The sequence below is a fragment of the Plantibacter sp. genome (genome assembly GCF_059073635.1).
Genome location: NZ_JCACOF010000009.1, coordinates 321,160 through 334,072, shown reverse-complemented (window position 1 = coordinate 334,072; position 12,913 = coordinate 321,160). Strand labels below are relative to the sequence as shown.

At 67.7% G+C, this 12,913-nt stretch carries 10 protein-coding genes and 1 pseudogene; 10 read left to right on the top strand and 1 reads right to left on the bottom strand.

Annotated elements, in window-relative coordinates:
• The first annotated feature begins 23 nt into the window (after window positions 1-23).
• From dnaE to AC5JOC_RS11545, 4 genes and pseudogenes are all read left to right on the top strand, one after another.
• On the top strand, window positions 24-3,488 hold the full coding sequence (dnaE, locus tag AC5JOC_RS11560; protein WP_194718966.1) for a DNA polymerase III subunit alpha: 3,465 nt from the start codon (window positions 24-26) through the stop codon (window positions 3,486-3,488).
• Between the two features lie 61 nt (window positions 3,489-3,549).
• Window positions 3,550-4,920 carry a histidinol dehydrogenase gene (hisD, locus tag AC5JOC_RS11555; protein ID WP_494246456.1) on the top strand — a complete coding sequence of 457 codons (1,371 nt, stop codon included), beginning with the start codon at window positions 3,550-3,552 and terminating at the stop codon, window positions 4,918-4,920.
• Window positions 4,920-5,402: a transcriptional regulator NrdR gene (gene nrdR, locus AC5JOC_RS11550; protein ID WP_064296987.1), complete on the top strand. Its 483-nt coding sequence runs from the start codon at window positions 4,920-4,922 to the stop codon at window positions 5,400-5,402. The genes hisD and nrdR overlap by 1 nt, the downstream gene beginning before the upstream one ends.
• Before the next feature lie 3 nt (window positions 5,403-5,405).
• A pseudogene (locus tag AC5JOC_RS11545) lies at window positions 5,406-6,444 on the top strand (quinone-dependent dihydroorotate dehydrogenase).
• A gap of 70 nt (window positions 6,445-6,514) precedes the next feature.
• Here the strand turns inward: AC5JOC_RS11545 and AC5JOC_RS11540 are convergent.
• Entirely contained in the window at window positions 6,515-7,114 is a 600-nt protein-coding gene (locus AC5JOC_RS11540; protein ID WP_064296985.1) for a DUF3043 domain-containing protein, read from the bottom strand.
• 43 nt (window positions 7,115-7,157) lie between these two features.
• Here AC5JOC_RS11540 and AC5JOC_RS11535 point away from each other — a divergent pair, with 43 nt between their 5' ends.
• The 6 genes from AC5JOC_RS11535 (at window position 7,158) to AC5JOC_RS11510 (ending at window position 12,744) form a co-directional block, all read left to right on the top strand.
• Window positions 7,158-8,603 (top strand): dipeptidase, encoded by a 1,446-nt coding sequence (locus tag AC5JOC_RS11535; protein WP_191941132.1) that lies wholly within the window; start codon window positions 7,158-7,160, stop codon window positions 8,601-8,603.
• 106 nt (window positions 8,604-8,709) lie between these two features.
• On the top strand, window positions 8,710-9,075 hold the full coding sequence (gene erpA / locus AC5JOC_RS11530) for an iron-sulfur cluster insertion protein ErpA (RefSeq protein WP_064296983.1): 366 nt from the start codon (window positions 8,710-8,712) through the stop codon (window positions 9,073-9,075).
• Window positions 9,076-9,237: 162 nt separating this feature from the next.
• Window positions 9,238-10,140 (top strand): aa3-type cytochrome oxidase subunit II, encoded by a 903-nt coding sequence (gene ctaC / locus AC5JOC_RS11525; protein ID WP_079706003.1) that lies wholly within the window; start codon window positions 9,238-9,240, stop codon window positions 10,138-10,140.
• Window positions 10,137-11,864 (top strand): aa3-type cytochrome oxidase subunit I, encoded by a 1,728-nt coding sequence (gene ctaD, locus AC5JOC_RS11520; protein WP_064296981.1) that lies wholly within the window; start codon window positions 10,137-10,139, stop codon window positions 11,862-11,864. Before ctaC ends, ctaD begins: the two co-directional genes overlap by 4 nt.
• Window positions 11,865-11,869: 5 nt before the next feature.
• Window positions 11,870-12,292 (top strand): cytochrome c oxidase subunit 4, encoded by a 423-nt coding sequence (locus AC5JOC_RS11515; protein ID WP_064296980.1) that lies wholly within the window; start codon window positions 11,870-11,872, stop codon window positions 12,290-12,292.
• Window positions 12,292-12,744, top strand: a complete 453-nt coding sequence (locus AC5JOC_RS11510; protein WP_494246455.1) for a GNAT family N-acetyltransferase — start codon at window positions 12,292-12,294, stop codon at window positions 12,742-12,744. Before AC5JOC_RS11515 ends, AC5JOC_RS11510 begins: the two co-directional genes overlap by 1 nt.
• Window positions 12,745-12,913 lie beyond the last annotated feature (169 nt).

Here is a 12,913-nt window from a genome sequence, read left to right as displayed (position 1 = left end):
TGCACGTCCACAGCGAGTACTCGATGCTCGACGGAGCAGCCCGCGTGAAGCCGCTCATCCAGGCCGCGGTCGAGCAGGGGATGCCCGCCGTCGCCGTGACCGACCACGGCAACATGTTCGGCGCCTTCGACTTCTGGCGCACGGCGACCGATGCCGGTATCAAGCCGATCATCGGCACCGAGGCGTACATCACCCCGGGGACCGCGCGCGGCGACCGGACGCGGATCAAGTGGGGCGACGGCGGGGGAGACGACGTCTCCGGCGCCGGCGCCTACACACACATGACCTTGCTCTCGGAGACCACCGAGGGGATGCACAACCTCTTCCGGCTCTCGTCGAAGGCGTCGATCGAGGGGTACTACTTCAAGCCGCGCATGGACCGCGAGATCCTGAGCCAGTACAGCGCCGGCCTCATCGCGACGACCGGCTGCCCGAGCGGCGAGGTGCAGACGCGACTCCGTCTCGGCCAGTACGACGAGGCGGTCAAGGCCGCGGCGGACTTCCGCGACATCTTCGGCGCGGAGAACTACTTCTGCGAGATCATGGACCACGGGCTCGGGATCGAGCGCCGGATCATGGCCGACCTCATCAGGCTGTCCAAAGACCTCGGTCTCCCGCTCCTCGCGACGAACGACCTCCACTACACGCACGCCGCGGACGCCAAAGCCCACGCCGCCCTCCTCTGCGTGCAGTCCGGCTCCACCCTCAACGACCCGAACCGGTTCAAGTTCGACGCCGACGAGTTCTACCTGAAGTCCGCGGACGAGATGCGCCGACTGTTCCGCGAGTACCCCGAGGCGTGCGACAACACCCTCGCGATCGCCGAGCGGTGCGACGTCGCCTTCGACACCTCGGCCAACTACATGCCGCGGTTCCCCGTGCCGGAGGGCGAGAACGAGGAGAGCTGGTTCATCAAGGAGGTCGAGACCGGGCTGAACCTGCGGTACCCGAACGGGATCCCCGCCGACGTCCGGGAACGGGCGAACTACGAGACGCGCGTCATCGTGCAGATGGGTTTCCCCGGGTACTTCCTCGTCGTCGCCGACTTCATCCAGTGGTCGAAGCGCAACGGCATCCGCGTCGGTCCCGGTCGTGGTTCCGGTGCGGGTTCCATGGCGGCGTACGCGATGCAGATCACCGACCTCGACCCACTCCGCCACGGGCTCATCTTCGAGCGGTTCCTCAACCCCGACCGCGTGTCGATGCCCGACTTCGACGTCGACTTCGACGACCGCCGCCGCGGCGAGGTCATCAAGTACGTCACCGAGAAGTACGGCGACGAGCGCGTCGCGCAGATCGTCACCTACGGCACCATCAAGGCCAAGCAGGCGCTCAAGGACTCGTCGCGCGTCCTCGGCTTCCCGTTCGGCATGGGCGACAAGCTGACGAAGGCCATGCCGCCGGCGGTCATGGGCAAGGACATCCCGCTCGAGGGCATCCTCGACACCAAGCACCCGCGGTACAAGGAGGCGGTCGACCTCCGTGGCATCCTCGACACCGACCCGGAGGCGCGGACCGTCTTCGAGACCGCGCTCGGCATCGAGAACCTGAAGCGCCAGTGGGGCGTCCACGCGGCCGGCGTGATCATGTCGAGCGACCCGCTCATCGACATCATCCCGATCATGAAGCGCGAGCAGGACGGCCAGATCGTCACGCAGTTCGACTACCCGGCGTGCGAGTCCCTCGGATTGATCAAGATGGACTTCCTCGGGTTGCGCAACCTGACGATCATCAACGACGCCCTCGACAACATCAAGAGCAACCGCGACATCGAACTCGTCCTCGAAGACCTCGAACTCGACGACCGCGGTGCGTACGAACTCCTGTCCCGAGGCGACACCCTCGGGGTGTTCCAGCTCGACGGCGGACCGATGCGCGCGCTGCTGCGCCTCATGAAGCCCGACAACTTCGAGGACATCTCGGCGCTGATCGCCCTGTACCGGCCCGGGCCGATGGGCGCGAACTCGCACACGAACTACGCGCTGCGGAAGAACGGCCTGCAGGAGATCACCCCGATCCACCCGCAGCTCGAGGAGCCGCTCTCCGAGATCCTGTCGACGAGCTACGGCCTCATCATCTACCAGGAGCAGGTGATGGCGATCGCGCAGAAGGTCGCCGGCTTCTCCCTCGGGCAGGCCGACATCCTCCGTCGTGCGATGGGCAAGAAGAAGAAGTCCGAACTGGACAAGCAGTTCGAGGGCTTCTCCGGCGGCATGGTCGCGAACGGCTTCTCGATGGAGGCCGTCAACAAGCTGTGGGAGATCCTCCTCCCGTTCTCGGACTACGCGTTCAACAAAGCGCACTCCGCCGCTTACGGGGTCATCTCCTACTGGACGGCGTACCTCAAGGCGCACTACCCGGCCGAGTACATGGCCGGTCTGCTGACGAGTGTCGGCGACTCCAAGGACAAGATGGCGCTCTACCTCAACGAGTGCCGCCGCATGGGGATCCAGGTCCTGCCGCCCGACGTCAACGAGTCCATCGGGTTCTTCGCCGCAGTCGGGGAGGACATCCGGTTCGGTCTGGGTGCCGTCCGCAACGTCGGTTCGAACGTCGTGGAGCTCATCCGGCAGGCACGCGAGCGCGAGGGCCGGTTCACCTCCTTCCACGACTTCCTCCGCAAGGTGCCGCTGCCGGTGGCGAACAAGCGGACCATCGAGTCGCTCATCAAGGCCGGCGCGTTCGACTCCATGGGCGACAGCAGACGTGCGCTCTACGAGATCCACGAGGACGCCGTCGACTCGGTCGTGAAGGACAAGCGTGCCGAGGCGTCCGGGAGCATCGGCTTCGACTTCGACAGCCTGTTCGCCGAGGTCGGCGAGGTGCCGCTCGCGAGCGTCCCCGCGCGTCCTGACTGGAGCAAGCGCGACAAACTCAACTTCGAACGGGAGATGCTGGGGCTGTACGTCTCGGACCACCCGCTGGCCGGACTCGAGATCGAGTTGGCGAAGCACGCCACGACGACCATCACCGACCTCATGACCTCCGAGGGCATGGACGGCGAGACCGTCGTGATCTCGGGGCTCGTCACGAGTGTCCAGCACCGGATCGCCAAGGCCTCCGGCAACCAGTACGGCATGATCCAGGTCGAGGACTTCGGCGGCGAGATGACCGCCATGTTCATGGGCAAGGCGTACCAGGAGTTCGCCTCCGAACTCGTCGGCGACTCGATCGTGGTGGTCCGCGGACGGGTCAGTGTCCGAGACGACGGGATGAACCTCCACGCGTACAGCATCTTCTCGCCCGAACTGCCCGAGGCCGGTGCCGACCGCATGCTCCAGCTGTCGATGGCGGACGCCCGGGCGACGACCGAGACGGTGACCACGCTCAGCGACGTGCTGACGCGGCACGCTGGGTCGACCGAGGTCCGATTGAAGCTCATCCGAGGCGAGATCGCGCGGGTGTTCGAGCTGCCCCATCGCGTCAGCCTCTCGTCCGGACTCTTCGGCGAGCTGAAGTCCCTGCTCGGCCCGAACTGTCTCGGCTGACCCCGCCCGGACGCGGGCGGCAGCCGGGACGGACCGCTGCGGACGATAGGCTGTGACGGCCATGATCACCACCATTGACCTCAGGGGAGTGCGGCCGAGCCGCACCGAGCTCCTGGACATGCTGCCCCGTCCCGTCGTCGACATCACCGCGGCAGCGCATGCCGCTCAGGCGCTGATCGACGACGTCCGAGCGGACGGTTCCGAGGCGCTCTCGGCGCAGGCAGACCGGTTCGACGGGGGACGCCCCGAGCGGATCCGCGTCCCACAGGCCGAGATCGACGCGGCCGTCACGGCGCTCGAGCCGGCCGTGCGCGCCGCGCTCGTGGAGGCCATCGACCGGGTCCGGACCGCCACGAGAGCGCAGGTCCCGCCGGAGCGCACGACCGAGCTCGCCGACGGCGCGACCGTCGTGCAGCGCTGGGCCCCGGTCGGCCGTGTCGGCCTCTACGTCCCGGGCGGGAAGGCCGTCTACCCCTCGAGTGTCGTCATGAACGTCGTACCGGCCCAGGAGGCCGGCGTCGGCTCCGTGGCGCTCGCTTCGCCCCCGCAGCGCGAGTTCGGCGGCCGCGTCCACCCGACGATCCTCGGCGCCGCCGGGCTGCTCGGGGTGACCGAGGTCTACGCCATGGGCGGCGCCGGAGCGATCGGTGCGTTCGCCTACGGAGTACCCGACCTCGCCCTCGACCCGGTCGACGTCGTGACCGGCCCGGGCAACATCTTCGTGGCGGCCGCCAAGCGCCTCGTGAAGGGGCAGGTGGGGATCGACGCCGAAGCCGGGACCACCGAGATCCTGGTCATCGCGGACGCCGGGGCCGATGCCCGGCTCGTCGCAGCCGACCTCGTGAGCCAGGCGGAACACGACGAGGCGGCGGCATCGCTGCTCGTCACCGACAGTGCGGCGCTCGCCACCGCGGTGGAGGAGTGGCTGCAGCGGTACGCCGCAGGCACCCGTCACGGAGCGCGCGTCGTCGAGGCCCTGGGCGGGCCGCAGTCGGCGATCGTGCTCGTCGACGACCTCGAGGCGGCCGTGGCGTTCAGCAACGCGTACGGGCCGGAGCACCTCGAGGTGCAGACCCGCGACCCGGAGTCGCTCCTCGGCGCCATCACCAACGCCGGCGCGATCTTCCTCGGCGACCACACCCCGGTGAGCCTCGGCGACTACCTGGCCGGGTCGAACCACGTCCTCCCGACGGGCGGCCAGGCGCGGTTCTCCTCGGGCCTCGGAGCCTTCACCTTCCTCCGGCCGCAGCAGGTCGTCCGGTACGACGAACCGGCGCTCCGTCAGGTCTCGGCCCACATCGTCGCCCTCTCAGGCTCGGAGGACCTGCCGGCGCACGGCGAGGCGGTGACGGCCCGCTTCGGGCTCGTCGATGCCGAGATCCGTGCGGCGGACGACACCACCGCCCCCACCACCCCCGAGGGAGCCCGCTGATGTACTGCCCGTTCTGCCGCCACCCGGATTCCCGTGTGATCGACTCGCGCACCAGCGACGACGGACTCGCCATCCGCCGACGCCGGCAGTGCCCCGAGTGCGGGAGGCGCTTCAGCACCATGGAGACCTCGAGTCTCGGCGTGATCAAGCGCTCCGGCGTGGTGGAGCCCTTCAGCCGGGAGAAGGTCGTGAGCGGTGTCCGCAAGGCCTGCCAGGGCCGCCCGGTGACGGACTCCGACCTCGCCGTCCTGGCTCAGCGGGTGGAGGAGTCCATCCGCGCCACCGGCGCGTCGCAGATCGACGCGAACGACATCGGTCTGGCGATCCTCGCGCCGTTGCGTGAGTTGGACGAGGTCGCGTACCTCCGCTTCGCCAGTGTCTACCAGGCCTTCGAATCGCTCGACGACTTCGAGTCCGCGATCGCGCTGCTCCGCGTCGAGCACGCTTCCGGTGCCGCCCCCGTGCCGTCCGAGGAGCTCTGAGCCGTGTACCGCTTCCTCTTCGCCCAGGTGCTGTCCAAGCTCGATCCCGAACGCGCACACCACCTGGCCTTCGACGTCATCCGTTCGCTTCCCGCCACCGGCCTCGGCCCCGTCATCAGGCGCTGGACGGCGCCGCGACTCGACCAGTCGGTGGAGACGCTGGGGCTGCGGTTCGAGACCCCGTTCGGTGTCGCCGCCGGCTTCGACAAGGACGGCAAGGGCGTCCTCGGCCTCGGACTCCTCGGGTTCGGCCATGTCGAGGTGGGCACGATCACGGCGATCCCGCAGCCGGGCAATCCCAAGCCCCGATTGTTCCGACTCATCGCCGATCGGGCGGTCGTCAACCGCATGGGCTTCAACAACGGGGGAGCCGACCAGGCCAGGCGTCGGCTCGAACGGACCGCGCGGGTGAGCCGCCGACCCGTCCTCGGCGTGAACATCGGCAAGAGCCGTGTCGTGGACGTCGCCGACGCCACGGCCGACTACGTCCGGAGCGCGACGCTCCTCGCGCCCGTGGCCGACTACCTCGTGGTCAACGTCAGCTCGCCGAACACCCCGGGGCTCCGCGGCCTCCAGGAGCTCGACCAGCTCGCGCCGCTGCTCGAGGCCGTCCGTGCCGCCGCCGGTTCGACGCCGTTGCTCGTCAAGATCGCACCCGACCTCAGCGATGCGGAGGTCGACCGCATCGCAGAGCTGGTCGTGGAACTCGGCCTGGACGGCGTCATCGCGACGAACACGACCATCTCTCGCGACGGCCTGGCCACCGATCCCGCCATCGTCGAGGCGGCCGGAGCCGGTGGGCTGTCCGGTGCACCGCTGGCCGCCCGCTCGCTCGTCGTCCTGCGGCGCATCCGGGCCATCGTGCCCCCGGAGTTGTGCGTCATCTCGGTCGGAGGCGTCGACACCGCCGAAGACGTCCGGGAGCGCCTGGACTGCAGGAGCAACCCTCGTGCAGGGCTACACGGCGTTCCTCTACCGCGGGCCGCTCTGGGCGAGGCACATCAACCGCGGGCTCGACCGACTGGCTCGAACCGGCCGCTGATCGGCATCACGCGCCATCGACGACGAACGCCCGCCGGTCTGGGACCGGCGGGCGTTCGTCGTTCGTGGGACTACTTGTTGGGGAACTGGCCGCGCTTGACCTGCGGCTTCGGCAGACGGAGCGGGCGCAGCTGCAGCGCGCGCATGGCGGCGTACCAGCGCACGCCACGCTCGTCCTGCCCGAACTTCGCCCGCAGCGCTTTCCGGACGCGGAAGCCGAGGAAGAAGCAGTCGGCGATCGCGATGATGAAGAACACCCAGAGGGTGAGCATGCCGTAGACCTGGATCTCGGGCACCGGCATGAAGGTGAGGATGATCACGAGGAACATCACCGGGATCATGAACTCGCCGATGTTGAACCGGGCGTCGACGTAGTCGCGGACGAACTTCTTCTGCGGACCGCGCTCGCGTGCCGGGAGGAACTTGTCGTCGCCGGCGGCCATGCCGGCCTGCGCCCGCCGCCGTGCTTCGGCCTGCTGCGCCTTCGCCGCCTTCGACGCCTCCTTGCGGTCGGAGGGGACGAGCGGACGCTTGTTCTGCGCCTCGCGTTCCGCCCGGGACGGGGTCGGTCGACCCTTCGCCTCCTTGGCGCCGCGGGCGAGGCGCTCAGCCGTCTGCGCTGCGGTCTCGACGATCGGCTCTGATGCCGGGGTGCTCTGCTGTTTGGCCACGATGGAACGTCCTTGATTCGGGGATTCCCTTAAGATTACTCGCATGACGACAGGTACCACGACGGAATCGACCCAAGACCCACGCAACGACCAGGAAGTCCTCGATCGGCTGCGCGAATCCGTCGCCGGTGCGTTGCCGTCGTCGATCGCCGATCTGTCGGCGCTCGTCCGCATCCCCTCGGTGTCGTGGTCGGCGTTCGACGCGGCCGAGGTGGCGCGGAGTGCCGAAGCGGTCGCGGCGCTCGCCCGCGGTCTCGGTGTCTTCGACGAGGTCTCGGTGCGCCGGTCCGCCATCGACGGCGGAGCGGAGCTCGGACAGCCCGCCGTGCTGGCCCGCCGCGAACCACGGAACGGCCGACCGACCGTGCTGCTCTACGCGCACCACGACGTCCAGCCCCCCGGAAGCGACGACAAGTGGGACTCGCCGCCGTTCGAACCGACCGTCCGCGACGGCCGCATCTACGGACGGGGCGCGGCTGACGACAAGGCCGGCGTCATGTCCCACATCGCCGCGATCCGAGCCGTCACCGAGGTCCTCGGCTCCGACCTCGACCTCGGTATCGTGCTGTTCATCGAGGGCGAGGAGGAGTTCGGCTCGCGGTCCTTCGGTTCCTTCCTGGAGGAGCACCGCGACACCCTCGCTGCGGACGTGATCGTCGTCGCCGACAGCGACAACTGGGACGAGCGGACGCCGGCGCTGACGATCGGTCTGCGCGGCAACGTCACGTTCCGGCTGCGCGTGAAGACCCTCGACCACGCCTCCCACTCCGGGATGCTCGGGGGAGCGGTGCCGGACGCGATGCTGGCCACGGTCACCCTGCTCGCGACCCTGTGGGACGCCGACGGTTCGGTGGCGGTCGACGGACTCACCTCGCACGACGCCGTCACCCCGGAGTTCGACGAGGCGCAGCTCCGCGCCGAGTCAGGTCTGTCCGAGGGGGTCTCGCCCATCGGACGCGGCTCCATCCTCAGCCGGATCTGGTCGCAGCCCGCGATCACCGTCACGGGCATCGACGCACCGTCGGTGGCCAACGCCTCGAACACGCTCATCCCGGAGGTGTCGGTGCGCATCAGTGCGCGGATCGCCCCCGGGCAGGATCCGGCCGAGGCCTACCGTGCACTCGAGGCCCACCTCCTCGCCAACAGCCCGTTCGGCGCACAGCTGACGATCGACGAGGTCGACCAGGGGAGCCCGTTCCTCGTTGACACGAGCGGTTGGGCCGTCGCCGAGGCGAAGCGCGCCATGGCCGACGCCTGGGAGGTCGAGCCCGTGGAGACGGGTGTCGGCGGATCGATCCCGTTCATCGCCGACCTCGTCCGGGTCTTCCCGGACGCCCAGATCCTCGTCACCGGTGTCGAGGACCCGCACTCGCGCGCCCACAGCCCGAACGAGTCGCTGCACCTCGGCGTCTTCCAGAAGGCGATCCTCACGGAGGCGGTGCTCCTCGCTCGCCTGGCGGCCGCACCCCGCCCGTCCTCCGACGCGTAGTCGGCGCCGGACGCGCCGCCGGAACCACGGGGTGCGTCCGGCGCGGCAGGCGGTAGAATCTCACACAGGCGTCGACCCGGCGCCGCCAGACCTCGCGAGGAGCATCATGAGCGACACCATCCTGACCGAGACCAAGATCGACGCGGCTCACGGCGTCGGCCTGTCCGACACGGCGGCGCAGAAGGTCAAGAGCCTCCTCGAGCAGGAGGGTCGCGACGACCTCCGTCTCCGCGTGGCCGTCCAGCCGGGTGGGTGCTCGGGCCTCATCTACCAGCTGTACTTCGACGAGCGCATGCTCGACGGCGACGCCACGGTCGACTTCGACGGCGTCGAGGTCATCGTCGACAAGATGAGCGTCCCCTACCTCGACGGCGCCAAGATCGACTTCGAGGACACCATCCAGAAGCAGGGGTTCACCATCGACAACCCCAATGCCGAGGGCAGCTGCGCCTGCGGCGACAGCTTCCACTGAGCCAGATTCTTCCTGAAGGGGAAATTACCCGGTCGCGGGTGGTTTCCCCTTCGTCATTCCGGTCACGATCCCGCACCGCGGACGCGAATGGTCCGGCGTTCACCGCCCATCCCCACTAGACTGGGGGGCGATCCACAGGTGTGTATTCGAAAGGTTTCAGAGGTGCGCTCGACTCGTCGTCTCAGATGGGCTGCCATTCCGGTCGCAGCCACACTCGCCATAGTCCTGGCGGGTTGTACGCAGGCGGAACTGCATGGTTACCTGCCGGGATTCGTCGAGGGCGAATCTCCCGTCACGAACCACACGGACCGCATCGCGGGCCTGTGGGTGACGGCATGGCTGGTGCTGCTCGCAGTCGGTGTCATCACGTGGGGGCTCATCATCTGGGCCGTCATCGTGTACCGACGCCGCAAGGGGCAGACCGGTCTCCCGGTCCAGCTGCGGTACAACATGCCGATCGAGATCTTCTACACGATCGTCCCGCTCATCCTGGTCCTCGGCTTCTTCGCCTTCACGGCGCGCGACCAGAACGCGATCGAGACCCAGTACGAGGATCCCGACGTGGCCATCGAGGTCTTCGCCAAGCAGTGGGCGTGGGACTTCGTGTACGACGAGGCCGTCAACGGCCAGGACGTCTGGACCGCAGGCGTGCAGGCCGATGAGAAGCCCGGTGGCGTCATCGACCAGGACGCACTCCCCACGCTCTACCTGCCCGTCGGCAAGACGGTGAAGATCGCGCTGCAGTCGCGCGACGTCATCCACTCCTTCTGGGTCATCGACTTCCTCTACAAGAAGGACATGATCCCGGGCAAGACGAACTACATGTCCTTCACCCCTGAGCGCGAGGGCACGTACGCCGGCAAGTGCGCCGAGCTCTGTGGCGAGTACCACTCGCTCATGCTCTTCAACGTGAAGGTCGTCTCGCAGGCCGAGTACGACAAGCACCTCGAAGACCTGGCCGAGTCGGGCAACATCGGCGACTACGGCACGGAATACGATCGCAACAGCAACCTCCCCGGCACCAAGGCGCCGGCAGGTCTCGAAGAGCACGGAGACGGGGAATGACCTCCACCACGCTTCCCGCAGGCCAGGCGAGCGTCGTCGGACGCACCTCGGTCGAGCGCAAGGGCAACATCCTGGTCAAGTGGATCACCTCCACCGACCACAAGACCATCGGGTACATGTACCTGATCGCCTCGTTCATCTTCTTCTGCCTCGGCGGCGTGATGGCGCTCATCATCCGCGCCCAGCTCTTCGAGCCCGGCGGCACGATCGTGGAGACCAAGGAGCAGTACAACCAGCTCTTCACGATGCACGGCACGATCATGCTCCTCATGTTCGCGACGCCGCTCTTCGCCGGGTTCGCGAACGCGCTCATGCCGCTGCAGATCGGCGCACCGGACGTCGCCTTCCCGCGACTGAACGCCTTCGCGTTCTGGCTCTACGCCTTCGGTAGCCTCATCGCCGTCGGTGGCTTCCTCACCCCGCAGGGTGCCGCCGCCTTCGGCTGGTTCGCCTATGCGCCACTGTCGAGTACGACGTTCTCGCCAGGGCTCGGAGGCAATCTCTGGGTCCTCGGCCTGGCGCTCAGCGGCTTCGGCACCATCCTCGGTGGTGTCAACTTCATCACCACGATCATCACGATGCGCGCCCCTGGCATGACGATGTTCCGCATGCCGATCTTCACGTGGAACGTCCTCGTGACGTCCATCCTCGTCCTGATGGCGTTCCCGGTGCTCGCAGCGGCCCTCTTCGGCCTCGCAGCGGACCGCGTGTTCGACGCCCACATCTACGACGCGGCCAACGGCGGTGTCATCCTGTGGCAGCACCTGTTCTGGTTCTTCGGGCACCCCGAGGTCTACATCATCGCGCTGCCGTTCTTCGGCATCGTGTCCGAGATCTTCCCGGTGTTCAGCCGCAAGCCGATCTTCGGCTACAAGACCCTGATCTACGCGACGATCGCGATCGCTGCGCTCTCCGTGACCGTGTGGGCGCACCACATGTACGTCACCGGATCGGTGCTCCTGCCGTTCTTCGCCCTCATGACGATGCTCATCGCGGTTCCGACCGGCGTGAAGATCTTCAACTGGCTGGGCACGATGTGGCGCGGTTCGGTCACCTTCGAGACCCCGATGCTCTGGTCGATCGGCTTCCTGATCACCTTCGTCTTCGGTGGACTCACCGGTGTCATCCTCGCCTCGCCGCCGCTCGACTTCCACGTCTCCGACTCCTACTTCGTCGTGGCGCACTTCCACTACGTCGTGTTCGGCACGGTCGTGTTCGCCATGTTCGCCGGCTTCTACTTCTGGTGGCCGAAGTGGACGGGCAAGATGCTCAACGAGAAGCTCGGCTACTGGCACTTCTGGCTGCTCTTCATCGGCTTCCACACGACGTTCCTCATCCAGCACTGGCTGGGCGTCATCGGGTTCCCGCGCCGCTACGCGACGTACTCGCCCGAGGACGGCTTCACCTGGATGAACCAGCTGTCGACCGTGGGCTCGTTCATCCTCGCCATCTCGCTGCTGCCCTTCTTCCTGAACGTGTACATCACGATCCGGAAGGCTCCTCGCGTCACCGAGGACGACCCGTGGGGTTACGGGGGATCGCTCGAGTGGGCGACCAGCTCGCCCCCGCCGCGTCACAACTTCGTCTCCATCCCGCGCATCCGCTCGGAGCGCCCGGCCTTCGACCTCCACCACCCCGAGGTCGGTATCCCGGTCGGCGTCGGTCCCGCGAAGGACGCGCCTGACGCACCCACGCTCGACATCGACGCCGGAAAGGTGAAGTAGCCGCCATGCGCGCCAATATCATCCTCTTCACGATCCTGACGGTGTTCTGCGCCCTCCTCTGCGCGGTCTACACGGTGTGGTCGCTCGTCGATCCGCTGCACGGTCGGGTCGAGTGGGTCGGCACGGTCACCCTGGCTCTCGCCGCGATCCTGAGCGCCTTCCTCGGCTTCTACCTCAGCCGGGTGCACAAGAGCCAGGGCGCCGAGCTCCCCGAGGACACGCTGACGGCCAACATCGACGACGGCGACCCGGAGATCGGGCACTTCAGCCCGTGGAGCTGGTGGCCCATCATCCTCGCCGGTGCGTGCGGTCTGCTCGTGCTCGGTCTGGCGGTCGGGTTCTGGATCGCGATCATCGGCATCCCGCTGGTCGTCATCGCGGTCGTCGGTTGGAACTACGAGTACTACCGCGGATACTTCGCACGCTGATGGTCGCCTCGTTCAGCATCCGTCGTGGTCAGCCCGACGACCGTTCAGCCGTCTTCGCGCTGGCCGGCCAGCTGATCACCGGGTCCATCCCGCCTGCTGCGGACGACTTCATGGCTGCGTACAACAACGTCATGCGCCCTCGTGAAGACGAGACCAACGTGCTGTACGTCGCGGTCGACGAAGCGGATCGTGTCGTCGGATACACCCTGATGACGGTGTCCCGGCTGCTGCACGCGGCCGGCCTGACCGCCCACCTGCAGGAGCTCGTCGTCGACGAGACCGCCCGCGGCGCCGGCATCGGTTCGGCCCTGGTCGAGGCGAACGAGCACTACGCCGTCGAGCGCGGTGCGCGCCAGCTGACGATGTCCACCTCTCGAGCCGGCGACTTCTACCGTCGTCTCGGCTACAACGTGACGGCGGAGTTCTACAAGAAGATCCTCCCGCTGGGCTGATCCCCAAGCTGTCATCGAAGAGCCCCCGAGCCATGCTCGGGGGCTCTTTCGTGTTCCAGTGCGCGCCTGGACGTGGAGAACAAGCAGCCGGCATGGTGCGGGGACCACCCCGAAGGTCGTGACCGTCACCCTTCCGGCCGGCCAGGCTGCTCACAGTGGCAGCCGTACT

Bases quoted from the DNA above. Each gene is read 5' to 3' on its own strand.
- nrdR (WP_064296987.1), top strand. From the start codon at position 4,920: ATGTACTGCCCGTTCTGCCGCCACCCGGATTCCCGTGTGATCGACTCG.
- ctaD (WP_064296981.1), top strand. From the start codon at position 10,137: ATGACCTCCACCACGCTTCCCGCAGGCCAGGCGAGCGTCGTCGGACGC.
- hisD (WP_494246456.1), top strand. From the start codon at position 3,550: ATGATCACCACCATTGACCTCAGGGGAGTGCGGCCGAGCCGCACCGAG.
- AC5JOC_RS11535 (WP_191941132.1), top strand. From the start codon at position 7,158: ATGACGACAGGTACCACGACGGAATCGACCCAAGACCCACGCAACGAC.
- dnaE (WP_194718966.1), top strand. From the start codon at position 24: ATGCTCGACGGAGCAGCCCGCGTGAAGCCGCTCATCCAGGCCGCGGTC.
- AC5JOC_RS11515 (WP_064296980.1), top strand. From the start codon at position 11,870: ATGCGCGCCAATATCATCCTCTTCACGATCCTGACGGTGTTCTGCGCC.
- erpA (WP_064296983.1), top strand. From the start codon at position 8,710: ATGAGCGACACCATCCTGACCGAGACCAAGATCGACGCGGCTCACGGC.
- AC5JOC_RS11510 (WP_494246455.1), top strand. From the start codon at position 12,292: ATGGTCGCCTCGTTCAGCATCCGTCGTGGTCAGCCCGACGACCGTTCA.